The sequence below is a fragment of the Sphingobium sp. MP9-4 genome, from assembly GCF_005281675.1.
Classification (GTDB): Bacteria; Pseudomonadota; Alphaproteobacteria; order Sphingomonadales; family Sphingomonadaceae; genus Sphingobium; species Sphingobium yanoikuyae.
Genome location: NZ_LUFI01000028.1, coordinates 37251 through 61682, shown reverse-complemented (window position 1 = coordinate 61682; position 24432 = coordinate 37251). Strand labels below are relative to the sequence as shown.

Annotated in this window: 17 protein-coding genes and 1 tRNA gene; 12 read left to right on the top strand and 6 right to left on the bottom strand. The window is 65.3% G+C overall.

All coding sequences use genetic code 11. The features are described 5' to 3' along the window. The first annotated feature begins 124 nt into the window (after positions 1 to 124). The 3 genes from A0U87_RS08965 (at position 125) to A0U87_RS08955 (ending at position 4896) form a co-directional block, all read left to right on the top strand. Positions 125 to 2989, top strand: a complete 2865-nt coding sequence (locus A0U87_RS08965; RefSeq protein ID WP_137405451.1) for a TonB-dependent receptor — start codon at positions 125 to 127, stop codon at positions 2987 to 2989. Between the two features lie 394 nt (positions 2990 to 3383). Continuing rightward, entirely contained in the window at positions 3384 to 4616 is a 1233-nt protein-coding gene (locus tag A0U87_RS08960; RefSeq protein WP_137405450.1) for an SGNH/GDSL hydrolase family protein, read from the top strand. Between the two features lie 76 nt (positions 4617 to 4692). Next, the gene (locus A0U87_RS08955; RefSeq protein ID WP_048937356.1) at positions 4693 to 4896 is read left to right on the top strand and encodes a hypothetical protein; all 204 of its coding nucleotides are present in this window, start codon (positions 4693 to 4695) and stop codon (positions 4894 to 4896) included. On the opposite strand, the gene A0U87_RS08950 is transcribed toward A0U87_RS08955, so the two are convergent. Continuing rightward, the gene (locus tag A0U87_RS08950) at positions 4893 to 5378 is read right to left on the bottom strand and encodes an Lrp/AsnC family transcriptional regulator (RefSeq protein WP_004211443.1); all 486 of its coding nucleotides are present in this window, start codon (positions 5376 to 5378) and stop codon (positions 4893 to 4895) included. The two genes, A0U87_RS08955 and A0U87_RS08950, sit on opposite strands and share 4 nt — an antisense overlap. Positions 5379 to 5476: 98 nt before the next feature. Here A0U87_RS08950 and putA point away from each other — a divergent pair, with 98 nt between their 5' ends. Next, positions 5477 to 9103, top strand: a complete 3627-nt coding sequence (gene putA / locus A0U87_RS08945; protein WP_048937355.1) for a trifunctional transcriptional regulator/proline dehydrogenase/L-glutamate gamma-semialdehyde dehydrogenase — start codon at positions 5477 to 5479, stop codon at positions 9101 to 9103. A gap of 57 nt (positions 9104 to 9160) precedes the next feature. Here putA and A0U87_RS08940 read toward each other — a convergent pair whose 3' ends face one another. Beyond that, positions 9161 to 9589 (bottom strand): organic hydroperoxide resistance protein, encoded by a 429-nt coding sequence (locus tag A0U87_RS08940; protein ID WP_017502198.1) that lies wholly within the window; start codon positions 9587 to 9589, stop codon positions 9161 to 9163. 128 nt (positions 9590 to 9717) lie between these two features. On the opposite strand from A0U87_RS08940, the gene A0U87_RS08935 reads away from it, so the two are divergent. Continuing rightward, on the top strand, positions 9718 to 10182 hold the full coding sequence (locus A0U87_RS08935) for a MarR family transcriptional regulator (RefSeq protein ID WP_048937354.1): 465 nt from the start codon (positions 9718 to 9720) through the stop codon (positions 10180 to 10182). A 9-nt stretch (positions 10183 to 10191) separates the two neighbouring features. Here the strand turns inward: A0U87_RS08935 and A0U87_RS08930 are convergent, their stop codons facing one another. Then, positions 10192 to 10875 carry a DUF6624 domain-containing protein gene (locus A0U87_RS08930; protein ID WP_048937353.1) on the bottom strand — a complete coding sequence of 228 codons (684 nt, stop codon included), beginning with the start codon at positions 10873 to 10875 and terminating at the stop codon, positions 10192 to 10194. 3 nt (positions 10876 to 10878) lie between these two features. After that, complete coding sequence (locus A0U87_RS08925) at positions 10879 to 12492, bottom strand: cyclic nucleotide-binding domain-containing thioredoxin-disulfide reductase (protein WP_137405449.1); 1614 nt, start codon at positions 12490 to 12492, stop codon at positions 10879 to 10881. 205 nt (positions 12493 to 12697) lie between these two features. Between A0U87_RS08925 and A0U87_RS08920 the strand changes: the two genes are divergently transcribed. From A0U87_RS08920 to A0U87_RS08910, 3 genes are read left to right on the top strand one after another with little or no spacing between them, the layout of a single operon-like run. Further along, positions 12698 to 16111 (top strand): response regulator, encoded by a 3414-nt coding sequence (locus tag A0U87_RS08920; protein ID WP_048937351.1) that lies wholly within the window; start codon positions 12698 to 12700, stop codon positions 16109 to 16111. Beyond that, entirely contained in the window at positions 16096 to 16971 is an 876-nt protein-coding gene (locus A0U87_RS08915) for a CheR family methyltransferase (RefSeq protein WP_048937350.1), read from the top strand. The genes A0U87_RS08920 and A0U87_RS08915 overlap by 16 nt, the downstream gene beginning before the upstream one ends. Continuing rightward, positions 16961 to 18778: a response regulator gene (locus A0U87_RS08910; protein WP_048937349.1), complete on the top strand. Its 1818-nt coding sequence runs from the start codon at positions 16961 to 16963 to the stop codon at positions 18776 to 18778. The genes A0U87_RS08915 and A0U87_RS08910 overlap by 11 nt, the downstream gene beginning before the upstream one ends. Before the next feature lie 171 nt (positions 18779 to 18949). On the opposite strand, the gene A0U87_RS08905 is transcribed toward A0U87_RS08910, so the two are convergent. Together A0U87_RS08905 and A0U87_RS08900 are read right to left on the bottom strand one after the other, a co-directional pair. Continuing rightward, positions 18950 to 19026, bottom strand: a tRNA-Pro gene (locus tag A0U87_RS08905). Positions 19027 to 19130: 104 nt separating this feature from the next. Continuing rightward, positions 19131 to 19406, bottom strand: coding sequence for a JAB domain-containing protein (locus A0U87_RS08900; RefSeq protein ID WP_048937348.1), 276 nt, complete (start codon positions 19404 to 19406; stop codon positions 19131 to 19133). 204 nt (positions 19407 to 19610) lie between these two features. Between A0U87_RS08900 and thyA the strand changes: the two genes are divergently transcribed. The 4 genes from thyA (at position 19611) to A0U87_RS08880 (ending at position 24416) form a co-directional block, all read left to right on the top strand. Then, positions 19611 to 20546, top strand: coding sequence for a thymidylate synthase (thyA, locus tag A0U87_RS08895; RefSeq protein WP_048937347.1), 936 nt, complete (start codon positions 19611 to 19613; stop codon positions 20544 to 20546). Between the two features lie 117 nt (positions 20547 to 20663). After that, complete coding sequence (locus tag A0U87_RS08890) at positions 20664 to 21959, top strand: 3-methyl-2-oxobutanoate dehydrogenase (2-methylpropanoyl-transferring) subunit alpha (RefSeq protein ID WP_137405448.1); 1296 nt, start codon at positions 20664 to 20666, stop codon at positions 21957 to 21959. Between the two features lie 53 nt (positions 21960 to 22012). Then, positions 22013 to 23017 (top strand): alpha-ketoacid dehydrogenase subunit beta, encoded by a 1005-nt coding sequence (locus tag A0U87_RS08885; RefSeq protein ID WP_048937382.1) that lies wholly within the window; start codon positions 22013 to 22015, stop codon positions 23015 to 23017. Positions 23018 to 23120: 103 nt separating this feature from the next. Next, positions 23121 to 24416, top strand: coding sequence for a dihydrolipoamide acetyltransferase family protein (locus A0U87_RS08880; RefSeq protein ID WP_048937346.1), 1296 nt, complete (start codon positions 23121 to 23123; stop codon positions 24414 to 24416). Positions 24417 to 24432 lie beyond the last annotated feature (16 nt).

The window sequence follows — 24432 nt, the reverse complement described above, 5'->3', positions numbered from 1 at the left end:
ACGTTACCATTTTCGCCCGTCCCATATCTTGACAATTGGGACGGGCACTTTATTGGTCTGCATCTGATAGCGCTACCAGATACGCCCACCGGATAGTCGGGGGCAGCGCTCGGGGAGAGGTTGTATGAACGTTTCACGCCACCATAATATCCGTGCGGCCCTGTTCGCCGCATCCGCCTTCGGTGCGCTGGGCCTGGCCCAGGCTGCCGCCGCGCAGGATGCCGCCGCACCGGCCGAAACCGCCGCCGCGCCGCAGGACAGCGAAACCGCCGACATCGTCGTCACCGGTATCCGCGCCTCGCTGGAAAGCGCCACCAACGCCAAGAAGAATGCGGTTGCCTTCGGCGACTCGATCTTCGCGGAAGATATCGGCAAGCTGCCCGCCACCAACCTCGCTGAAACGCTGAACCGCATGCCCGGCGTGCGCCTCAACCGCGACATCAACGGTGAAGGCACCCAGGTCGCGATCCGCGGCCTTGGCCCCAGCTTCACCCGCGTGCTGCTCAACGGTTCGCAGCTTCAGGTTGCATCGGATGGCGGCACCAACGGCGGCAGCGCCAACCGCGAAGTCGATCTCGACTTCTTCCCGTCGGAACTCTTCACCCGCCTCGACCTCGCCAAGAGCCCGTCGCCCTCGACGCTCGAAGGTGGCATCGCCGGCACCGTCAACCTGCGCAATGCCCGTCCCTTCGACAAGGAAGGCACCCATGTCACCGTCGTGGCGCAGGGCCAATATACCGACAATAACGACAAGTTCAGCCCGCGCGGCGCGATCGTCGCCAGCCACACCACCGACACGTTCGGTATCCTTGTCGGCGTTGCCGGCGTGAAGACCAAGACCCGCGTCGATGGCTTTGAATCGGTCGGCTGGACCGACGGTAATCTCGGCACCGGCGACGCCGGCGGCAATAATTTCTCCTGGGCCTCGGTCGTTCCCAACAATACCGGCCATGGCCTGGTCGCCGGCCAGCCGGTCGATGTCGTCGCCACTTCGGGCCTCACCCGCGACCAGCTCAGCACCGCACTGATCCCGCGTCTCGGCCGCAAGAGCCTGACCGAAGGCGATCGCTCGCGCATCTCGGCGCTGGCCTCGCTCGAATGGCGCCCGTCGGACGAGCTGCATTTCGCCCTGGACGGCATCTGGGCCAAGTCCAAGCGCGACTACAGCAAGGTCAACATGAACTGGCAGGTCCGCAACTCGGGGCCGGGCACCAGCGCCCAGTCGACCGGTGGCATGGTGCCGATCGACCTGACCGTCGATGACAATGGCGTCGTCACCAGCGGCACCTTCGCCAACTCCTCCTATTTCCTCGAAGCCAGCCTGTTCAAGCAGACGACCAAATTCTGGAACGTCAACCCGAGCGTCAGCTGGCAGCCGACCGAGGATCTGAAGGTCGACCTCAGCGCCAACTGGTCGAAGAGCCGCTTCTTCCGCGAACAGCCGACCTGGGCCTTCCAGACCACGCCGCAGTCGGGCGTCGAAACCTATTATGACAATACCGGTGGCGACTATCCGTCGATCACCAGCAATCTCGACCTCAACGATCCGAACAATGGCAGCTGGCAATGGTATCGCCAGAATATCCAGCTGGTCCGTCGCAAGACCGAGACCAAGGGCGCGCATCTCGACGTGACCTATGGCGATGACATGTTCAACGTGAAGGTCGGCGGCGCCTATGATCAGGCGACCCGTTCGATCCGCGCCTATGACAACAGCACCGCCTATCAGCTGTCGGTCTGCGGCACTGGCTGCACCGGCGCCACCGGCACCGTGCCGACCAGCGCCATCGCTCAGTATCTGCGCAGCTCCTCGACCGCCGGCTTCATCGTGCCGGACTTCGATGCGCTCAAGCAGGCCACCAACTATGCCAGCTATCGCGACAGCGCGCCCGAAGCACGCGGTGCCGTCACTGGCGGTGCGACCGGCGACATGGATGAAAAGGTCTGGGGTGCCTATTTCGAACTGAACGGCGTCACGACCATTGCCGGCCGCGACCTGCACATCAACACCGGCATGCGCTACGCCCACACCGACCAGCTGGTCGTCGGGCCGAGCCAGGTCGGCACGGCGATCGTCGACATCACCTCGTCCTCGACCTACGAAAATTTCCTGCCGTCGATCAACCTGACCTATGATGTCGCCGACAATGTGAAGCTGCGTGCCTCGGCCTCGCGGACGATGACCCGCCCGGATGCCGGCGCGATCCTGCCGGGCATCACCTTCTCCGATCCTTCGGCGCTGACCGCCGCGGCGGGCAACCCGAACCTCAAGCCCTACACCTCGGACAATTATGACCTGGGCGGCGAAATCTACACCGGCGGCATCGGTTATGTCGGCGTGTCGCTGTTCATGAAGAACATCCAGGGCTTCACCGTCACCACCTCCGAACAGGTTGCCTTCGGGTCGCTCAACATTCCGTTCGACAGCCTGATCTCGACGCAGCAGAACGCCCTCAACGACCGGTCGCTCCAGACCGGCATCCCGGTCGCTCAGCTGCCGATCACCGTGAACCGCCCGGTCAACCTGCGCGATCTCAAGATCAAGGGTATCGAAGCGACCTGGGTGCAGCCGCTCGACTTCCTGGTGAAGGGCCTCGGCTTCTCGGCCAACGGCACTTACCTGAAGCAGTCCTCCTCCTCGGGTCTGGTTGCGACTGGCGTGTCGCCCTGGAGCTACAACCTGCAGGGCTTCTATGAAAATGGCGGTCTGTCGGTCAGCGTGAACTATGTCTGGAATGACGAGGCGATCGCCGTGAACGGTCCGCAGAACGGCATCAACGGCGCCGACCTCAAGTCCGACGCCCGTGGCCAGCTCGACATGTCGGCCGGCTATCAGCTGCCCTTCTTCAACAAGGCGCTGCGCCTGACGCTCGATGTGCTGAACATCACGGACGAGCCGATCCGCACCACCTTCGAATATTCGAACGCGGCCTATTCGGTCTATTATCCCGGTCGCACCGTGCTGGCCGGTATCCGGGCCAACTTCTGATCCTCCCCCAGGGATGCACTGACAGGGCCGGCGGCAACGCCGGCCCTTTTTCTTGGGAGCATGGGGCGGTCCTCGGCCTGTGGACCGGAGTGCTTCCCAAATTGGATTTTCTTTGATCTACCCTGTGGGATGAAACCGCCCGTCTCCGCCTCCATCGATCGCATCCGCTGTCGCTTGGGTGTCGTCTTGTTGTCGCTTCGGTGTCGCTTCATCGTCGCGTCGGTGTTGCATGGCTGTCGCTTCACGGGCGCCTCACTGTCGCGCCATCCTCGCGATTTCGGCGGAAATGGCCGAAATTCTATCGTGCAACGGTGTGAACTTCGAACTGTGACATTCTCATATCCCTGCAATGGCGTCGCGTGCCGGTCGGGCCGCCGCTGAAAGGAACCTGCCGATGATGCGTTCTCCGCTTCTGATCTGCCTCTCGCTCCTGGCCCTCACGACCAGCCCGGCGGCGGCAAAGACCTGCACGCCGACCTGGGTGTCGGGCTGGGTCTCCTCGCAATTCCGCCCGACCGGCGACGCGGCACTGCCCGCCGGCACGCTCAAGGACCAGTCGCTGCGCCAGATCGTCCGTCCCTCGATCGCCGGCGACCGGCTGCGCGTGCGCATCTCCAACCTCGCCGGCACCGCGCCGCTCCATATCGCTGGCGTCAGCATCGCCCGCGCGCGCGCCAGCACATCGCCGGCGATCGATCCCGGCACGCTCATTTCGCTGCGCTTCGATGGCAACCCGGACCTGATCGTGCCCGATGGTGCCGATTATCTCTCCGACCCGGTATCGCTGCCGGTCGCCGCGCTCGACAATATCGCCATCACCATCCGCTATCAGGGCGAACCGGAACAGACTTCGCATCCCGGCTCGCGCGCCACCTCCTGGCATCTGCCCGGCGATCATCTGACCGACACGGTGATGGCGGGCGCCGCCTCGTTCGACCATTGGTTTAATCTCGCCGCGCTGGAGGTCGAACGCTGCGCGCCCGCACGGCTGGTCGTGGCGCTGGGCGACTCCATCACCGATGGCAAGGGATCGACCACCAACGGCAATGATCGCTGGACCGACCGGCTCGCCCAGCGTTTGCAGGCCGATCCCAAGCGCCGCGACATCGCCGTCGTCAATCAGGGGATCGGCGGCAACCGGCTGCTGAACGACGGGCTTGGCCCCAATGCGCTGGCCCGGCTCGACCGCGATGTGCTGGCCCAGCCCGGCGTCACCCACCTGGTCCTGCTGGAAGGCGTCAATGATCTTGGCACGCTGACCCGCGACGCGCCCGTCAGTGGCGAGGATCACAAGGCCCATGTCGCCCGCATCATCGGCGCCTATCGCCAGATCATCGCCCGCGCCCATGCGCGCGGGATCAAGGTGATCGGCGCCACCATCATGCCCTTTGTCGGCAATGATTATTATCATGCCGATGCCCAGAATGAGGCGGACCGGCAGGCGGTTAATGCCTGGATACGGGCGCCGGGCCATTTTGACGGGCTGGTCGATTTCGACCGCGCCACCCGCGATCCTGCGCGCCCCGACCGGCTGCTGCCCGCTTATGATGGCGGCGATGCGCTCCATCCCAATCCGGCCGGCTATCGCGCCATGGGCGACGCCGTGCCGCTGGCCCTGTTTGATTAACATGCCTTAACCGCGTGATCCCGATCACGCGGCTTTTACGTAAAATCCGCTACGTCTCCCGCGAAAGGGATGACGGGTGATCGAAAAAGCGCCGAGGAAATATCGTCTGCAGGACTATGCCAATGCAGAGGCGGACGTCGCGTTTCGCAGCGATCAGGATGTGCTCGAAATCTGGCGTTCGACCACCGACTATCATCGCCTGACCCCGCATCAGAAGGCGGCGCGGGCCGAGCTTCAGCGGCGCGGCATCCGGGTGGAAGGGGCTTCGGTCCCGCGTTAACGGCGCGGCCGCTTGCTGCCCGATTCCAGCACCGTCTCCATCGCCACGAAGGTCGATGTGCTGGCGACATGGGGCAGGGCGGAAATCTTCTCGCCCAGCACCATGCGATAGCGGCGAATATCGGACGTGCGGACCTTGAGCAGATAGTCGAAATTGCTCGCCAGCATATGGCATTCCTCGACCTCCGGGATGCGCCTTACCGCCGCATTGAACTCGCGCAGCGCGCTCTCTCGCGTGTCGCTCAGCTTCACCTCGGTAAAGGCGACATGGTCCATGCCCAGCTTCGCCGGATCGACGATCGCGCGAAAGCCGCGAATGACGCCACTCTCCTGCAACCGCTTCAACCGCACCTGGCAGGGCGTCTTGGACAGGCCGACGCTGGCGGCCAGATCGGTCACGGTCATGCGGCCATCCTCGACCAGCGCGGCGATGATACGGCGGTCGAACTCATCCATTTCGACCATGGCAGGCTTGTTGCTCATGCAATTTGCCTATCATGCTGCCATTAATAAGTCACTTTGGCATTTATCGGGGCATTCATAAGACGGAATGAAATGCGCCAATCGGATATTCTGGTCGCATGACCGACCAGCATCCCTTTGCCGCCTTCGCCCCCGCCATCCGCGATCAGTCGCCGCTGCGCCAGGCGATCACCGCCGCCTATCGCCGCGATGAGGCGGAGTGCCTTGCCCCGCTGCTCGACGCGGCGACCCTGCCCGGCGCCACCCGCGCCGCCGTGGCCGACACGGCGCGTCATCTGGTCACCACCCTGCGCGCCAATCACAAGGGCACCGGGGTCGAGGGGCTGGTCCAGGAATATTCGCTCTCCAGTCAGGAGGGCGTGGCGCTGATGTGTCTCGCCGAAGCTTTGCTGCGCATTCCCGACAATGACACGCGCGACGCGCTCATTCGTGACAAGATCGCCGATGGCGACTGGAGTTCGCATCTGGGCGGCGGCAAGTCTTTGTTCGTCAACGCCGCGACCTGGGGTCTGGTCGTCACCGGCAAGCTGGTCGGCAGCGTCGATGATCGCGGCCTGGCGGCGGCGCTCGCCCGCCTGGTCGCCCGTGCCGGCGAACCGGTGATCCGTCGCGGCGTCGATCTTGCCATGCGGATGATGGGCGAACAGTTCGTCACCGGCGAGACGATCAAGGAAGCGGTCAAGCGCGCCAAGGAACTGGAGGCCAAGGGCTTCGCCTACAGTTATGACATGCTGGGCGAGGCGGCGACCACCGCCGCCGACGCCGCGCGCTATTATGCCGATTATGAAAAGGCGATCCACGCCATCGGCAAGGCGGCGGCCTGTCGCGGCATCTATGCCGGCCCCGGCATCTCGATCAAGCTGTCGGCGCTCCATCCGCGCTATGTCCGGGCCCAGGCCGACCGGGTGATGGGCGAATTGCTGCCGGCGGTGAAGCAACTCGCGCAGCTGTCGAAGCGCTACGACATCGGCCTCAACATCGATGCGGAGGAGGCGGATCGCCTCGAACTCTCGCTCGACCTGCTCGAAAGCCTGGCGCTCGATCCCGACCTTGCTGGCTGGGATGGCCTAGGCTTCGTCGTCCAGGGCTATGGCAAGCGCTGCCCCTTCGTCATCGACTGGATCATCGATCTCGCCCGCCGCGCCAATCGCCGGATGATGGTGCGCCTGGTCAAGGGAGCCTATTGGGATGCGGAGATCAAGCGCGCGCAGGTCGATGGCCTCGCCGATTTCCCGGTCTATACCCGCAAGGTCCATACCGACGTCGCCTATGTCGCCTGCGCCAGGAAGCTGCTGGCCGCGCCCGACGCCGTCTTCCCGCAATTCGCGACCCATAATGCGCAGACGCTGGCCACCATCTACCAGATGGCCGGGCCGGACTTCGCGATCGGCAAATATGAGTTCCAGTGCCTGCACGGCATGGGCGAGCCGCTCTATGAGCAGGTCGTCGGCAAGGACAAGCTGGACCGTCCGTGCCGCATCTATGCGCCGGTCGGCACGCATGAGACCTTGCTCGCCTATCTCGTCCGCCGCCTGCTGGAAAATGGCGCGAACAGCAGTTTCGTCAACCGCATCGCCGACCCCGATGTCTCGATCGAGGAGATGATCGCCGATCCGGTCGAGATCGTCCGCGCCATGCCGCATCCCGGCGCCCGGCACGACCAGATCGCCGCGCCCGCCGGTCTTTATCCCGATCGCCGCAATTCTGACGGCATCGACCTTAGTGACGAAGGCGCGCTCGCCGCGCTGACACAGGCGCTGCAGCACAGCGCCACCATCGCCTGGACCGCCGCGCCCGAGGGCGGGGAAGGGCCCGAAGGCGGGGAAGGGGAGGCGCGCCCGGTCTGCAACCCCGCCGACCATCGCGACATTGTCGGCACCGTCTGGGAAGCGAGCGCCGATCACGCCCGCGCCGCCGCGATCCGCGCCGCCAACGCCTGCTGGCCCAACACGCCCGTTGCCGATCGCGCCGCCATGCTGGATCGGGCGGCCGACGCGATGCAGGACCGGATGCCGGTGCTGCTCGGCCTCATCATGCGCGAAGCGGGCAAGTCGCTGCCCAACGCCATTGCCGAAGTGCGCGAGGCGATCGACTTTCTGCGCTATTATGCGGCGCAGGCGCGCGGCACCTTCGGCCCGGATCAGGCGCCGCTGGGGCCGATTGTCTGCATCAGCCCCTGGAACTTCCCGCTTGCCATCTTCACTGGACAGGTCGCGGCGGCACTGGTCGCGGGCAATCCGGTGCTGGCCAAGCCTGCCGAGGAAACCCCGCTGATCGCGGCCGAAGCCGTCCGCCTGCTTCATGAGGCCGGCGTGCCCGGCGAAGCGCTTCAACTGTTACCCGGTGACGGCCGGATCGGCGCCGCGCTGGTCGCCGCGCCGGAAACGGCGGGCGTCATGTTCACCGGCTCGACCGAGGTCGCCCGGCTGATCCAGCGCCAGCTCGCCACCCGCCTGTCGCCCGCGGGCAAGCCGATCCCGCTGATCGCCGAAACCGGCGGCCAGAATGCGATGATCGTCGACAGTTCGGCGCTGGCGGAACAGGTGGTGGCCGACGTCATCGCCTCCGCCTTCGACAGCGCCGGCCAGCGCTGTTCGGCGCTGCGCATCCTGTGCCTGCAGGAGGATGTCGCCGATCGCACCCTCACCATGCTGAAGGGCGCGCTCAGGGAATTGCGCATCGGCCGCACCGATCGGCTCGCGGTCGATACCGGCCCGGTCATCACGGCCGAGGCGAAGGCGGGCATCGAACAGCATATCGCCGCGATGCGTGCGCTCGGCCGCAAGGTCGAGCAGCAGGAACTGCCCGAGGAGGCGGCGCACGGCACCTTCGTCGCGCCGACCATCATCGAACTCGACAGCATCGCCGACCTCACCCGCGAGATATTCGGCCCGGTGCTGCACGTCATCCGTTTCCGTCGCGAGCGGATGGATACGCTGGTCGATGCGATCAACGCCACCGGTTATGGCCTGACCTTCGGCCTGCACACCCGCCTCGACGAGACGGTGGCGCGCGTCACCGCGCGGGTGAAGGCCGGCAATATCTATGTGAACCGCAACGTCATCGGCGCGATCGTCGGGGTTCAGCCGTTCGGCGGGCGCGGCCTGTCGGGCACCGGACCCAAGGCGGGCGGGCCGCTCTATCTCGGCCGCCTGACCCGCACCGCGCCGGTCTTTGCCGAGCGGGTCGGCTATCTCGCCTCGCCCATCCATGATTTCGTCAGTTGGCTGGAGGCGCAGGACGATCATGAGGCGGCGGCGGTTGCGCGCCATTATGGTGATGCGTCGGCGCTCGGCGTCGAACTGGCGCTGCCCGGCCCGGTCGGCGAGACCAACCTCTATGCGCTGCATCCGCGCGGCCTGCTGCTGCTGCGTCCGGGCACGCGGCGGGGCCTGCTGGCCCAGATGGCCGCCGTGCTGGCGACCGGCAATCGCGCGGTGATCGAAGGGGCGCTGTTGCCACAGGGCCTGCCCGCCAGCGTCGCCGCTCATTTTCACGCCCAGCCTGACGCGCCTTTCGCCGCGATGCTGGTGGAGGGGGATGCCGACCAGATCCTCGCCGCAACCCAGGCGGTGGCCGAACTGGATGGGCCGATCGTCACCGTTCATGCCGCCGCGCCGGGCGACGAGCGCGCCTGGCATCTCGACTGGCTGCTGGAGGAGGTGTCGACCTCCATCAACACGACCGCCGCGGGCGGCAATGCCAGCCTGATGATGATCGGCTGATGATGAAAAGGGCGGCCCGCAAAGGCCGCCCTTTTTCTTTGGCTAGAATGCCGCGCGTCAGGCGACGCTGAGGCGCACCTCGATATTGCCGCGGGTGGCGTGCGAATAGGGGCAGATCGTGTCCGCTTCGGCGACCAGCGCCTCGGCAGCAGCCTTGTCGACGCCCGGCAGGCTGATTTCCAGCGCGACGTCCAGGCCAAAGCCCTTGTCGCTGCGCGGGCCGATGCCGACCGTGGCGGTGACGCTGGCGTCGGCGGGTACGCGGGGCAGATCCTTGTCCTGACTGGCGGCGAACTTCATCGCACCCAGGAAGCAGGCGGCATAGCCCGACGCGAACAGCTGTTCGGGATTATTGCCCTGGCCATTGCCGCCCAGTTCCTTGGGCGTGCCCAGCGTCACCGCGAAGCTGCCATCGGTGGTTGCGGCCTTGCCGTCACGGCCGCCGGTTGCGGTGGCGCTGGTGGAATAGAGGATCTTGCTGCTCATCGATCGGTCCTTTCGTTTAATCATCTGCGATTAAATCGCGTGTGATCTATATGTGCCTGCCGACGTGCGTCGTCAACCCTTGCGATCATATCGCGTGCGATTTATATTTCGGGGCAAGGAGTATCGCCATGACCACCCCCGCCATGACTACCCAAGATGCCGCGCGCGGCGCGCTCGATGATTTTCTCTGCTTCGGCGTCTATTCGACCGGGCTCGCCTTCAACCGGCTCTACAAGCCGCTGCTCGATCGCTACGGCCTCACCTATCCCCAATATCTGGTGATGGTGGCGCTGGCCCGGCGCGACGATCAGACGGTCGGCGAACTGGGCGGTCAGCTCTTCCTCGAATCCAATACGCTGACCCCGCTGATCAAGCGGCTGGAGGCGGCGGGCCTCGTCACCCGCCAGCGCGACATCATCGACGAACGAGTGGTCCGCGTGCGCCTGACGCAGCAGGGTCAGTCGGTGGCGCAGGACGTGTCAACCTGCGTCCCGGCCGAACTGATGGAGGCCGTCGGCATCTCGATCGAGGAAATCGCTGCGCTCAACCAGTCGCTGGTAACGCTGCGGGAGAAGCTGCAGCGCGCGGCCTGACCGGGCGCGCTATGCCCTCGGACACTGGGCGTTATCGAACATCGCCAGATATTGCTCGATGGTCTGTGACATGCCGATCGCCTGGCGGCGCGAATTCACCGTATCGGGTGTTTCCAGGTCGGTCGGCTGCCATCGGCCGTCGACACAATTGACCTGGGTGCCATAGCGCTGCGGCTTCTTGTCGAATGTCATCGCCACCCGGTCATAGAGCATCGCATAGGCTTGGCCCTCGGCCTCGCCATCCGGCAGCAAGGCCTCCATCCGGTTCAGCGTCCCGCGCATCAGCGCCGGATCATCGACGGCATGCTGAACGATCAGGAAGGCGGCGCGGGCCGCTTCCTTGCCGTAGACGCTAATCCGGAACCATCCTTCTTCCGGGATCAACGTCTTGAGCCGTTCCTGATTCAGCCTGTCATGGCGACTGATCTCGGCCAATATGGCTCCGCGCCATTTCGGTTGCTGGTCGGCGGGCACCAATGACCAGTCCAGTTTCATCATGGTGATGCGACCGACCTGATCCAGCGTGCCCAGCCGGATGATCTTCTCGGCATCGTCCTTCGCCGGTGGCAATGCGGCCTGTCGCGCCTCCTCCTGGCGATAGGCATCGGTCACCTGCTGGCGCATGGCGTCCATCGTCGGGGCAGGGGCCATGGCGCCGGTGGCGGCCTGCAGGAAAAGAAGCGCTGCCTTCATGCTTCACCCATTCACATGACTCCAGATGCGCGAGATCACGACCGATCCTTCGCCCACGGCGGAAGCTACGCGTTTCACCGATCCGGCGCGTACGTCGCCGACCGCGAAGATGCCGGCGCGGGAGGTTTCATAGGGGGAGGGGGCCTCGACCGCATCGCCGGTCAGCACGAACCCCTTGTCGTCCAGCGCCACCAGTCCCGACAGCCAGCCGGTATTGGGCGCCGCGCCGACCATGATGAACAGGGCGCAGCAGGCGATCTCGCGCGCGCTGCCGTCGGCATGACGGATGGTCACCGTGTCGAGCTGCGCATCGCCATGCAGGCTGTCAATTTCGGTGTCATAATGGATGGTGATCGCCGGGTCGGCCTCCAGCCGGCTCGACAGGTAGCTGGACATCGAGAAAGCGAGCGAAGGCCCGCGCACCAGCAGATGGACATGGCGCGCACTGCGGCTGAGGAACATCGCCGCCTGGCCGGCGCTATTGCCGCCGCCGACCACCACGGCTTCGGCCTGGCGGCAATAGCGGGCCTCATTCTCGGTCGCGGCATAATAGATGCCGGCCCCCTCCAGCTCGGCGAGCCGGTCGATCGGCAGGCGGCGATATTCCACGCCGGTCGCGACCAGCACTGCGCGGGCGCAGATGCGCTGACCATTGTCGAAGACGCCGCAATAATGGCCGTCGCCGGTTTCCTCCAGCGCCGTCACCCGGCGCGGCATCAGGAAGCGGGTGCCAAACTTCATCGCCTGCACCTCGCCGCGCCAGACCAGGTCGGCGCCCGAAATGCCGGTGGGAAAGCCCATATAATTTTCGATCCGGCTCGACGTCCCCGCCTGACCGCCGATCGCGATATCCTCCACCACCAGCGCGTTGAGCCCTTCGGCCCCGGCATAGACGGCCGCCGCCACGCCGGCTGGCCCGCCGCCCACGATCAGCAGATCGACCGTCTCATTCTCGGTAAAGCCGCGATCGAGGCCGAACAGCCGGGCGACCTTCTCGGGCGTGGGATCGGCAACGACATTGTCGCGACCGAAGATCACGGCAGGCTGGTCCGCCTGCGCCCCGCAACTGGCAGCGACCCGCCGGGCGTCGTCGCTGCCCAGTGCGTGGGATGTGTAGGGCAGGCGGTTGCGGCTGGCGAATTCGGCGATGCAGCGCACCGCCCGATCCTCGTCCTCGCCGATCAGCACCAGGGTACTGTCGCCCATGTCGAGCTGCCGCCGGCGTCGCGCCGCCAGCACGGTGATGATGATGTCCGACATTTCCGGGATCGCCGCCATCAACCGCAGCATCGCCGGGCGCGGCACTTCCAGCACGCGGGTATCGCGCGCTGCGCGCATCGGGATCGACCAGCTGCCGCCGCCCAGGAAGGAAATCTCGCCCATGAACTGGGTCGGCCCGATGGTGGAGGGGACATGCCGCTCTTCGCCAAACGGATTGACCACCTCGATCTCGCCATCCTCGACATAGATGAAGCGGTCGACCGGGTCGCCGGGCCGGACGATATAGGTGCCCGCGGGATAGACCGCCTCGCTGCCCTCGGCCCGCAGCGCCGCGACATGCTCGGCCGTCAGCGGCACACGCTGCATCTCCCGCAGATCGCGCCCGATCGTTTCCATCGCCGGCCTCCCGCCACTCCGTGTCGCGCGATGATGGCGATGGTGCAGCCTGTGCGCAATGGTCGCGGGTGCTCGGGATGCGATCAGGCACATCAAAAGGTTGATCTCGATCAGCCCTGGCGCTCCGGCGCAAGGTGGCGCTTGCTTTCGCGCGGAAATGCCCCTTAGTCGGCACCTCCGTCACGGCAACGACAACAGGATGATAATGGGCAAGGCGAAATTTGGCTCCGTCAGCGGGCGCACGGATGCATGGGCGGCGCTGGGCCTGTTCCTCGGAATTGCCTTCTTCCTGGTAAGCGGCGCCGTCGCCTATCTCAATATCCAAGGCCTGGGCGAGAGCGACCGGGCGATCCGCCATACCCATAATGTGCTGATCGCGCTCGACGAACTGCTCTCGACCGCGCAGGATGCCGAGACCGGCCAGCGTGGCTATCTGCTGACGAGCGACCGCGGCTATCTGGAGCCCTATGAGAATGCGGTGGCGACCATGCCCGGCCGGCTCGATGCGCTGGGCAGGCTGACCCGCGACAACCCGACCCAGCAGAATAATCTCGCCCGCCTGCGGCGTCATGTCGATGCCAAGCTTGCCGAACTCAGGGAAACGATCGAGGCGCGGCGCAACCAGAGCATCATCCAGGCGCTGACGATCGTTACCACCGGCCGCGGCAAGCAGGAAATGGACGCCGTCCGGGCCCAGCTCGACACGATGGCGCGTGAGGAATTGCGACTGCGGGAAATCCGCCTCGCCGACATGGCATCGGCCTCGCAGACCGCGATCATGTCGGGGCTTGTCACCGGCCTTCTGGGCGTGGTGTTGACCATCGCCGTCTATCTGCTGGTGCGCCGCAACAGCAAGGCGCGCGCGCGCCAGGCCTGGTTGCAGGCGGGGCATCTGGGGCTGGCCGACGCCATGCGTGGCGACCAGAGCGTCGAGCAGCTGGGGGAGGCGATCCTCGCCTTCCTCGCGCGCTATCTCGGCTTCCAGGGCGGTGCGCTGTTCAAGGGGGAGGAAGGCCAGTTCAACCGCGTCGCGACGCTGGGCGTGCCGGCCGACGCCGACATGCCGCAGCGCTTCGTCGCCAAGGAAGGGCTGCTCGGCCAGGTCGCGGCTGAAGGGCGGGCGCAACTGCTGCATGACGTGCCCGATCATTATCTGACGATCGGCTCGGCCTTTGGCCGCGATCGTCCCCGCCATCTGCTGATCGTGCCGACCGTGACCGACGGCGTCGTCAATGCGGTGCTCGAACTGGGCGCCTTCGATCCGGTCGATGACCGTGTGCTCGAACTGTTGGAGGAAGCGAGCGCCGGCATGGGCATCGCACTGCGTTCGGCCCGTTTCCGCGCCCGGTTGCAGGACGCGCTGGAGGAAACCCAGCGCCAGGCCGAGGAATTGCAGGCCCAGGGCGAGGAACTGCGCGCCAATAATGACGAGCTGGAAACCCAGAGCCGCCAGCTTCAGGACTCCGCCTCCCGCCTGGAGGCGCAGCAGAGCGAACTGGAACAGACCAATGTCCAGCTGGAGGAGCAGGCCCGCCACATGCAGGCGCAGCGCGACGATCTCGCCCGTGCCCAGCTGTCGCTCCAGCAACAGGCCGCCGAGTTGGATCAGGCCAGCCGCTACAAATCCGAATTCCTCGCCAATATGAGCCATGAGCTGCGCACGCCGCTCAACTCGCTGCTCATCATGGCACGCCTGCTGGCGGAAAATCGTGCCGGCAATCTCAGCGCCGATCAGGTGCGTCATGCCGAGACGATCGAGACGTCGGGCAATGACCTGCTGACCCTGATCAACGACATTCTCGACATTTCCAAGATCGAGGCGGGCAAGCTGGAATTGCAGCCGCGTTCGGTGCGGATCGCGCCGATGCTGGACAAGCTGCAGGCGATCTTCGCGCCCTCGGCCCAGGCCAAGGGCCTGTCCTTCCGCCTCGCCGCCGGCGCCGATCCGGTCGAGATCGAAACCGATCCGCAGCGCGTCGAGCAGGTGCTGAAGAATTTCCTGTCCAATGCGATCAAGTTCACCGATCGGGGCGAGGTCGCGCTGACCGTCGGCCGGCATGCGGATGGCCGGGTCGCCTTCACCGTGCAGGACAGCGGCGTCGGTATTGCGGAAGCGCAGCAGAAGCTGATCTTCGAACCCTTCCGCCAGGCCGATGGCACGATCAGCCGCAAATATGGCGGCACCGGCCTTGGCCTATCCATCTCGCGCGAACTGGCGCGGCTGTTGGGCGGCGAACTGCGCGTCGAAAGCCAGCCGGGCGAGGGCAGTGCCTTCTCGCTGCTGCTGCCCGATCGCTTCGATCCCGCGCTCAGTCATCTGCCTTCGATCAGCCTGGCCGAAGCGCCGCGGCCCCAGCCGGTGGCGCCCGCGCGCCAGCGTGTCGCCAGCCTGGTCGATACCCAGGATGATCGCGAAACCCTGTCCGGGGATTCGCGCCTGATCCTGATCGTGGAGGATGATCCGGTCTTCGCCCGCATCCTGTGCGACATCGCGCATGAACAGGGCTTCCAGTGCCTGATCGCCGGCACCGCCGACGAAGGCGCGCTGATGGCTCGGCAATATCTGCCCCATGCCGTCATCCTGGACATGAACCTGCCCGACCATACCGGCCTGTCGGTGCTCGACCGGATCAAGCGCGACATGCGCACCCGCCACATCCCGGTCCATGTCGTGTCGGTCGATGATGACAGCCAGGCGGCGCTGGCCAGCGGCGCGATCGGCTATCTGTTCAAGCCGGTGAAGCGTGACGCGCTGATCGACATGCTCGAAGGGCTCGAAGCGCGCATGGCCCAGCGCATGCGCCGGGTTCTGGTGGTCGAGGACGACGCCCAGCAGGCCGAGAGCATCAAGCTGCTGCTCGCCTCGCGTGAGGTCGAGACGCTGGAGGCCCATTCGGCCGCCCAATGTTTCGAGATGCTGGGCCGCGAGACCTTCGACTGCATGGTGCTCGATCTCAACCTGCCCGATGCGTCCGGTTTCGATCTGCTCGAACGGTTGAGCGCAGACGACAGCGTCGGCTTCCCGCCAGTCATCGTCTATACCGGCCGCGACCTTGGCGCGGAGGAGGAACTGCGCCTGCGCCGCTATTCCAAGTCGATCATCGTCAAGGGCGCCAAATCGCCCGAACGGCTGCTCGATGAAGTGACGCTGTTCCTGCATCAGGTGGTGTCGGAACTGCCCGAACCCCAGCAGCAGTTGATCGCCCGTTCGCTCAGCCGCGACGAGGCGCTGGAAGGCAAAAATATTCTGGTTGTCGAGGATGATATACGGAACGTTTATGCTCTCACGAGCATTTTCGAACCCCATGGGGTTCATGTCCGTATCGCACGCAATGGCCGCGAGGCGCTTGTCGCGCTCGAAGAGGCTGCGCGCGCCGATGCGCCCAAGGTCGATCTCGTGCTGATGGACGTGATGATGCCCGAAATGGACGGCCTGACCGCGATGCGCGAAATCCGAAAGCAGGGCTGGGGCGTGGGCCTGCCGATCATCGCGCTCACGGCCAAGGCGATGGCGCAGGACCAGCAGGAATGTCTGGCGGCCGGTGCCAACGACTATCTCGCCAAGCCGCTCGACGTCGACAAGTTGCTCAGCCTGGTGCGTGTATGGATGCCGCGCTGATGGAAGAACATTTCGGGCCGCGGGACGAGCTGGAGCTCGACCTGCTGCTCGAAGCGATCTTCCGCCATTATCATTACGACTTTCGCGGCTATTCGCGCGGATCGCTGCATCGCCGGCTGGCCCGTGCCCAGCATCAGCATGGCTGCGACAGCCTGTCCCAGCTTCAGCATCTGCTGCTGCGCGATCCCGCCGTATTCGCCGACCTGATGGGCTTCCTCACCATCCAGGTGAGCGAGATGTTCCGCGATCCCGCCTATTTCCGGGCATTGCGCGAGCAGGTCGTGCCGCATCTCAAGACCTATCCTTCGCTCAAGGTATGGATCGCCGGTTGCGCCAATGGCGAGGAATTCTACTCGCTCGCGATCCTGTTCCGCGAGGAAGGGCTGGAGGATCGCACGATCTTCTACTGCACCGACATCAGCCCGGCCGCGCTGGAAAAGGCGGAAGCGGGCATCTACGCCATCGATCGTCTGCCGCAATTCAGCGAAAATCATCGGCTTGCGGGTGGGAAGGCCTCGCTGTCCGATTATTATACTGCCGCCTATGGCGCTGCCGTCTTCGACAAGACGCTGCGTCGCCGCGCGGTCTTTGCACAACATAATCTGGCGAGCGACCAGGTCTTCGGGGAGGTACAGCTGGTGTCCAGCCGTAATGTGCTCATCTATTTCGATCGCGAATTGCAGGACCGCGCGCTCGGCCTGTTCGGGGAATCGCTGGTCCGCGGCGGCTTCCTCGGGCTGGGCTCGAAGGAAACGCTGCGCTTCTCGCGTTATTCCGATGGCTTTGCCGATTTCGACGAGGGCGAGAAAATCTATCGCCGCAACCTTCAGGATCTGAAGGCGCTCGACCATGCAGCCTGAGCCCACCAAGATCCTGGCGGTCGACGATGTCGAGGAAAATCTGACTGCGCTTGAAGCGCTGCTGGCGGACGAGGGCGTGACCCTCATCAAGGCGCGATCGGGCATGCAGGCGCTCGAACTGCTGCTGGTGGAGGATGTCGCGCTGGCGCTGCTCGACGTGCAGATGCCGGGTATGGACGGGTTCGAGCTGGCCGAACTGATGCGCGGCACGGAACGGACCCGGCGTGTGCCGATCATCTTCCTGACCGCCGTGGCGACCGACGAGCGGCGCCAGTTTCGCGGCTATGAAAGCGGCGCGATCGACTATCTGTTCAAGCCGGTCGATCCCCATATTCTGCGGCACAAGGTCGCCTTGTTCGTCGAACTGTTCCAGCAGCGGCAGGAACTGGCGCGGGAACGGGACAGCCATGCCGCGGCGCTGGCCCGCATTCAGGCCCATGGCGACAACAGCCCGTTGGCGATCGTGGAAATCGATGCCCAGCGCCATGTCGTTGCCTGGTCCAAGGGGGCGGAACGACTGTTCGGCTGGCGTGCGGCAGAAGTGGCTGGTTTTGGTGCGTCCGAACTCAAATGGCTGGACGACAGCCAGCGTGGCGACTTTGCCGGCCTGATGGACGAGATGATCGCCGGCACCGTGCCGCGCACCAACCGCCTGCTGCGCTTCCACACGGCCGAGGGGCTGACCCTCGATTGCGAATGCTATTGCTCGGCGCTGCGCGATGCCGCCGGCCGGCTCTTCTCGATCAGCCTGCAGATCCTTGACGTGACCGAACGCAAGCGGGCGGAGGCAACGCAGAAGCTGCTGATCGGCGAACTTAACCACCGGGTGAAGAACACGCTGGCGTCAGTCCAGGCGATCGCCACCCAGACCTTGCGCCATTCGTCCGGCCCGTCCGATTTCGCCCCGACCTTCATCGGTCGCATCCACGCGCTGGCCAGCGCCCATTCGCTGCTGAGCGGCGAAACCTGGCAGGCCGCGCGGCTGGGCGATCTGATCGAGGGGCAGGTGACGATCGGCGCGATCGACGGAGAACGCTTCCATTGGAACGGGCCGGAGGTCGACCTGCGGCCCGAACCGGCGCTGCACCTGGCGCTGGTGCTGCACGAACTGGTGACCAACGCCCATAAATATGGTGCGCTGTCGGCCCCGGCCGGCCGTGTCGAACTGGAATGGCGCCTGACCAATGACCAGTTGGTTCTGGATTGGCGCGAACGCGGCGGCCCCCCGGTCGAACCGCCCAGCCGTCGCGGCTTCGGCACCGCGCTGATCGAGCGCAGCCTGCGTTCCGACGGCGGCAGTGCCCAGCCCCATTACGGCGCCGAGGGCATGGGATGGACGCTGACGCTGCCCTATGCCTCCAGCCCGCGCCTGCGCAAGAAGGCGCGTCCGGCGCCTCGAGAACAGGGCGCGAGCGGCAGTGGCAGTGACGGCAAGGCGCATCTGGGCGGCCGCCGCCTGCTGCTGATCGAGGATGAGCCGCTGGTGGCCTTCGAACTGGCCGCGACGCTGGAGGATGCGGGCGGCCATATCGTCGGGCAGGCTGCGACCGTGGCCGATGCGCTGGCCCTGATCGATCAGGCAGAATGCGACCTGGTGCTGCTTGACGGCAATCTCCAGGGTGAGGGGGTGGAGCAGGTTGCGCGTGTCCTGGCGGACCGGGCGATACCCTTCCTGTTCGTCAGCGGCTATGGGCGCGATCATCTGCCCGAGGCGTTCGATGCGGTGCCGGTGATCGAAAAGCCCTTCAAGGTCGCCGACTTGATCGACGCGATTGCCAAATTGGCGGTGCCGGCAACCGAGAAGTAATAGGCTCTTGAAGTCAGGACAGGGGGCGTACCGAACCGGGTTCGTTATGCCCTCGGTCGGTCCGCGGTCCAAAGGGCATGCAAGGAAACAGAACGCAAAAACCCCGTACTTCCGATGGAAGTCCGGGGTTTTTCTGCTTATCGTTCCGAACCGAAGTTCGGGCGAATAAGTTGGTCGGGGAAAGAGGATTCGAACCTCCGGCCCCTGCCTCCCGAAGACAGTGCTCTACCAGGCTGAGCTATTCCCCGACCGGTGCCGAAGCCGCTTTTGGGGCGGCCCCGTAAGGCAGGAGTGCGCCTATAGAGAGGGGTTTGAGGGCTGGCAAGCCACCTGATGCGCTTTTTTGAAAATTCTACAAAAGACCCGCATCGCGGAAGCTGAAACAGCCGCTCGGCGTGTCGATCCGATGGTCGGCTAGGTGGATGTCGAGCGCCCGCAGCCGGCGGTGCAGGCTGCGGGTCAGGGCGATGTCGACCGGCTGCGGCGCCGCACTGTGCCGCCGCTGGTGCAGGATGACCCGTCGCGCATCGCTGGCCAGCAGATGAGCCACCAGACAGGGCCAGTTGCCATCGGGGTGCAGCCGGTCGCGCGGCTGGCCGTCCTCGTCGAGAATCACCAATGTCAGCATCGCACCCCCTAGGCACGCAGCCTGTCAGCAATGGGCCGGGAGCGGAGACGCGGAATGATCCGTAGTGGCGGAACGGAGCGGGCCGGGCCGGCAGTCGCATCCGTTATGGCGCGACCTTTGGTCGGGACAGCGGGGCAGGGGGGATGCTACATGGACGGAACGCCCAGATTCATTCCCATCCCAGGATCACCGACCTTGCACGCCATGTCGCCGCAGCCGCCCCATTATGAAGAGCAATATCTCGACCTGATGCGCCATATCTGGCGCCATGGCGACGAGCGGATTGACCGCACCGGCGTTGGCACCCGATCGATCCTGGGCGCGACCCTGCGATTCTCGCTGGCCGACGATGCGGTGCCGCTGCTCACCACCAAGCGGGTCTATTGGAAGGTCGCCGCGCGCGAGATGCTGTGGTTCCTGACCGGCGACACCAATATCCGCGAACTGGTGAAGCAGAATGTCCATATCTGGACCGACTGGCCGCTCGACAGCTACCGCAAGGCGACCGGCGAGGATATCGACCGCGACGCGTTCGAGGCGCGAATTATCGAGGATGAAGCCTTTGCCCGGCAATGGGGTGATCTCGGTCCGGTCTATGGCGCCCAATGGGTGAACTGGCCGCGCTACGAGCCGGTCGGCGACGGCCTGTTCCGCCGGGCGGCGCAGGGCCACAACCAGATCGCTGCGCTGGTCGATGCGATTCGCACCAACCCCGGTTCGCGCCGCCTGCTCTTCACCGGTTGGAATGTCGCGGAAGTCGCGCAGATGGCCTTGCCGCCCTGCCACATGACCTATCAGTTCCAGGTGTCCGATGGCCGCCTCAACGGCCTGCTCTTCCAGCGCAGCTGCGACCTGGGATTGGGCTTTGCCTTCAACATCTTTGGCCTGTCGATGATCACCCGGATGCTGGCCCAGCAATGCGATCTGGAACCGGGCGAGGTGGTCTGGCAGGGCGGCGACGTCCATCTCTACCTCAACCATGCCGATCTGGTGGAGGAGCAGATCAGCCGCACCCCGGCGGGCGCGCCGAAGCTGCGGATCAATCGCCGGCCTTCAAGCATTTTCGACTATGGGATCGAGGATTTCGAGGTGCAGGATTATGCGCCGCAGGCCCATATTTCCGCGCCCGTCGCCGTCTGAGGTGACAGCGAAGGCGACAGGCGAAAAGGAATTGGGTCAGTAAGGCTTGCCTTGCGCGGCGTTGAAATATAATAATTGCCACAAGCAATATTATTGCAACGCACAATAGGAGGCAGGATGACCGATTCGATCGAATCCGGCGCTGTGACGGACGGGCAGGGGCGCAACCTGCCGCCGCTGCAGCTGCATGTGCCCGAGCCGCCCGCGCGGCCCGGTGAAAGCGCGGACTTCACCCATTTCGACATTCCCGCGGCCGACGCGGCGCCGCGTCCGGACGAGGCGACCCACCCGTCGCAGATGCGCGACTTCGCCTATGGGCTGGTCCGCGTGCTGGACGAGGATGGCCATGCGGTCGGCGCCTGGGACCCCAAGCTGCCGGCGGACACGCTGCTCAAAATGCTGCGCTACATGGCGCTGACCCGCGCTTTCGACGGCCGCATGTTCCGCGCCCAGCGCCAGGGCAAGACCAGCTTCTACATGAAGTCGACCGGCGAGGAGGCGGTGTCGATCGGCGCCGCGCTTGCCCTGTCGCGCGACGACATGTGCTTCCCCTCCTATCGCCAGCAGGGCATATTGATCGCGCGGGACTGGTCCATCGTCGACATGATGAACCAGATCTACTCGAACAAGGGCGACCGGATGAAGGGGCGCCAGCTGCCGATCATGTATTCGGCGCGCGAGGCCGGCTTCTTCTCCATCTCCGGCAACCTCACCACCCAATATCCCCAGGCTGTGGGCTGGGCGATGGCGAGCGCGGCCAAGGGCGATACCCGCATCGCTGCCACCTGGTGCGGCGAGGGCTCCACGGCGGAGGGCGACTTCCATTCGGCCTGCACCTTCGCCAGCGTCTATCGCGCGCCCGTCATCATGAATGTGGTGAACAACCAGTGGGCGATCAGCAGCTTCTCCGGCTTTGCCGGGGCGGAAGCGACCACCTTCGCCGCGCGCGCGATCGGCTATGGTATTGCCGGGCTGCGCGTCGACGGCAATGACGTGCTGGCCGTCTATGCCGCCACCCGCTGGGCCGCCGATCGCGCCCGCGCCAATGGCGGCCCGACCCTGATCGAGCATTTCACCTATCGCGTCGAAGGGCACAGCACGTCCGACGATCCGACCGCCTACCGCTCGGCCGAGGAAAGCAGCAAATGGCCGCTCGGCGATCCGATCGCGCGGCTGAAGCAGCATTGCATCACGCTGGGCATCTGGGACGAGGAACGCCACGCCGCGATGGACCAGGAACTGGCCGAGATGGTCCGCGACGCCGCGCGCGAGGCCGAAAAGAACGGCATATTGGGCCATGGCCTCCACCATCCGATGGAAAGCATGTTCCAGGACGTGTTCGAGGACATTCCCTGGCACCTGAAGGAACAGCAGCAGCAGATGCTCGACGAATGGAAGGCGGCAGGGCTGTGAACGACATGCGCATGGAAACGGTCGCCGCCGGCGGCCAGGACGAACCCGTCCAGATGAACATGATCCAGGCGATCAACAGCGCGCTGGACGTGATGATGGGCCGCGACCCCGATGTCGTGGTGATGGGCGAGGATGTCGGCTATTTCGGCGGCGTGTTCCGCGCCACCGCGGGCTTGCAGCAGAAATATGGCAAGAACCGGGTGTTCGACACGCCGATCACCGAATGCGGCATTATCGGCGTCGCGGTCGGCATGGGTGCCTATGGCCTGCGGCCGGTCCCCGAAATCCAGTTCGCCGACTATATCTATCCCGCGCTCGACCAGCTGGTGAGCGAGGCGGCGCGGCTGCGCTATCGCTCGGCCGGCGAGTTCATCTCGCCGATGACGGTGCGCTCGCCCTTTGGCGGCGGCATCTTCGGCGGCCAGACCCACAGCCAGAGCCCGGAGGGCATCTTCACCCATGTGTCCGGGGTCAAGACGGTGATCCCGTCCACCCCCTATGATGCCAAGGGCCTGCTGATCGCGGCGATCGAGGATAATGACCCGGTCATCTTCTTCGAGCCCAAGCGCATCTATAATGGCCCGTTCGACGGCCATTATGACACGCCGGCCAAGAGCTGGGCGGGCCATGTAGATGCGCAGGTGCCGCAGGGCTATTATCGCATCGACCTTGGCAAGGCGCGGATCGCCCGCCCCGGCGCGGCGCTGACCATCCTCTGCTATGGCACGATGGTCCATGTCGTCGAAAATACCGTGGCGAAGCTGGGCATCGATGCCGAGATCGTCGACCTGCGCAGCCTGGTGCCGCTCGATATCGACACGATCGAGGCGTCGGTCAGGAAGACCGGCCGCTGCCTGATCGTGCATGAAGCGACGCGGACCAGCGGTTTTGGCGCCGAACTGTCGGCGCTGGTGCAGGAACGCTGTTTCTATCATCTCGAAGCGCCGATCGAGCGCGTCACCGGCTTCGACACGCCTTATCCGCACAGTCTGGAATGGGCCTATTTCCCCGGCCCCGTGCGCATCCGCGAAGCCATCAACAAGATCATGCGGGACTGACCATCCCGCACCCCTTCCGTTCGTTTCGAGCGAAGTCGAGAAACGGAAGCGCCGCCCTATGATAAACGTGTCTCGACTTCGCTCGACACGAACGGAGAGTAAGATGGCCCTATTCACCTTCAAGCTGCCGGACATCGGCGAAGGCATTGCGCAGGCGGAGATTGTCGGCTGGCACGTCCAGGTCGGCGACCGGGTCGAGGAAGACCAGCCGATCGCCGACATGATGACCGACAAGGCGACGGTCGAGATGGAAAGCCCGGTCGCGGGCACGGTCGTCCGCCTGGCCGGCGAGCCGGGCGATCAGGTGTCGATCGGATCGATGCTGGTGGAGATCGAGACGGAAGGCGAGGGGGCGGCTGCCGCGCCCGTGCCGTCGGTCGAAACGGTCGAGGCCTCCATTGATGCTCCCCTCCCTTCCAGGGAGGGGCCGGGGGTGGGTGGCGAGCAAAGCGAGCTGCCTGCCGTTGAGCCAGAAGCACCGGCTTCGCCGGTACCCACCCCTAACCCCTCCCTGGAAGGGAGGGGGCCTGATGTTGCCGCCCCCATCCTCGCGTCCCCTGCCGTCCGCGCACGCGCCAGGGAACTGGGTGTCGATCTCGCCCTGGTGAAGCCGAACGGCGACCATATCCGCCACGCCGATCTCGACGCCTATCTCCTCTACGGTTCGGGGCAGGGCTATCGCCCGGCCGGCCGTACCGCACCGCGCGCCGACGAGCAGGTGAAGGTGATCGGCATGCGCCGCCGCATTGCCGAAAATATGGCCGCGTCCAAGCGCCACATCCCGCATTTCACCTATGTCGAGGAAATCGACGTCACCGCGCTGGAGGAGGCGCGGGCGCAGCTCAACGCGCACCGCGGCGATCGGCCCAAGCTCACCATGCTGCCGCTGCTGATCGTGGCGATCTGCAGGACGCTGCCCGACTTCCCGATGCTCAACGCCCGTTATGATGACGAGGCGGGCGTGGTGACGCGCCATGGCGCCGTCCATCTCGGCATGGCGACGCAGACCGACGCGGGCCTGATGGTCCCGGTGATCCGCGACGCGCAGGACAGGAATGTCTGGCAACTCGCGACCGAGATCCGCCGCCTCGCCGACGCCGCGCGCAGCGGCAAGGCGACGTCGGCCGAACTGTCGGGTTCCACCCTGACCCTGACGTCGCTTGGGGCCCTCGGCGGCATCGCCACCACCCCGGTCATCAACCGACCCGAAGTGGCGATCATCGGCCCCAACCGGGTGATCGAGCGGCCGATGTTCCGGGGGAAGGAGATCGTCGCGGCAAAGCTGATGAACCTGTCGATCAGTTGCGACCATCGCGTGGTCGACGGCTGGGACGCGGCCAGCTTCGTCCAGGCGGTGCGCAAGCTGCTGGAAACGCCGGTCCTGCTGTTCGAGGGCTGATGAATGCACGGGACCG

What these genes read in the sequence shown, in the direction of transcription:
- A0U87_RS08965 (WP_137405451.1), top strand. Translation starts at nt 125, where the DNA reads ATGAACGTTTCACGCCACCATAATATCCGTGCGGCCCTGTTCGCCGCA.
- A0U87_RS08960 (WP_137405450.1), top strand. Translation starts at nt 3,384, where the DNA reads ATGATGCGTTCTCCGCTTCTGATCTGCCTCTCGCTCCTGGCCCTCACG.
- A0U87_RS08950 (WP_004211443.1), bottom strand. Translation starts at nt 5,378, where the DNA reads ATGAGCAACAAGCCTGCCATGGTCGAAATGGATGAGTTCGACCGCCGT.
- putA (WP_048937355.1), top strand. Translation starts at nt 5,477, where the DNA reads ATGACCGACCAGCATCCCTTTGCCGCCTTCGCCCCCGCCATCCGCGAT.
- A0U87_RS08940 (WP_017502198.1), bottom strand. Translation starts at nt 9,589, where the DNA reads ATGAGCAGCAAGATCCTCTATTCCACCAGCGCCACCGCAACCGGCGGC.
- A0U87_RS08935 (WP_048937354.1), top strand. Translation starts at nt 9,718, where the DNA reads ATGACCACCCCCGCCATGACTACCCAAGATGCCGCGCGCGGCGCGCTC.
- A0U87_RS08930 (WP_048937353.1), bottom strand. Translation starts at nt 10,875, where the DNA reads ATGAAGGCAGCGCTTCTTTTCCTGCAGGCCGCCACCGGCGCCATGGCC.
- A0U87_RS08925 (WP_137405449.1), bottom strand. Translation starts at nt 12,492, where the DNA reads ATGGAAACGATCGGGCGCGATCTGCGGGAGATGCAGCGTGTGCCGCTG.
- A0U87_RS08920 (WP_048937351.1), top strand. Translation starts at nt 12,698, where the DNA reads ATGGGCAAGGCGAAATTTGGCTCCGTCAGCGGGCGCACGGATGCATGG.
- A0U87_RS08915 (WP_048937350.1), top strand. Translation starts at nt 16,096, where the DNA reads ATGGATGCCGCGCTGATGGAAGAACATTTCGGGCCGCGGGACGAGCTG.
- A0U87_RS08910 (WP_048937349.1), top strand. Translation starts at nt 16,961, where the DNA reads ATGCAGCCTGAGCCCACCAAGATCCTGGCGGTCGACGATGTCGAGGAA.
- A0U87_RS08900 (WP_048937348.1), bottom strand. Translation starts at nt 19,406, where the DNA reads ATGCTGACATTGGTGATTCTCGACGAGGACGGCCAGCCGCGCGACCGG.
- thyA (WP_048937347.1), top strand. Translation starts at nt 19,611, where the DNA reads ATGTCGCCGCAGCCGCCCCATTATGAAGAGCAATATCTCGACCTGATG.
- A0U87_RS08890 (WP_137405448.1), top strand. Translation starts at nt 20,664, where the DNA reads ATGACCGATTCGATCGAATCCGGCGCTGTGACGGACGGGCAGGGGCGC.
- A0U87_RS08885 (WP_048937382.1), top strand. Translation starts at nt 22,013, where the DNA reads ATGAACATGATCCAGGCGATCAACAGCGCGCTGGACGTGATGATGGGC.
- A0U87_RS08880 (WP_048937346.1), top strand. Translation starts at nt 23,121, where the DNA reads ATGGCCCTATTCACCTTCAAGCTGCCGGACATCGGCGAAGGCATTGCG.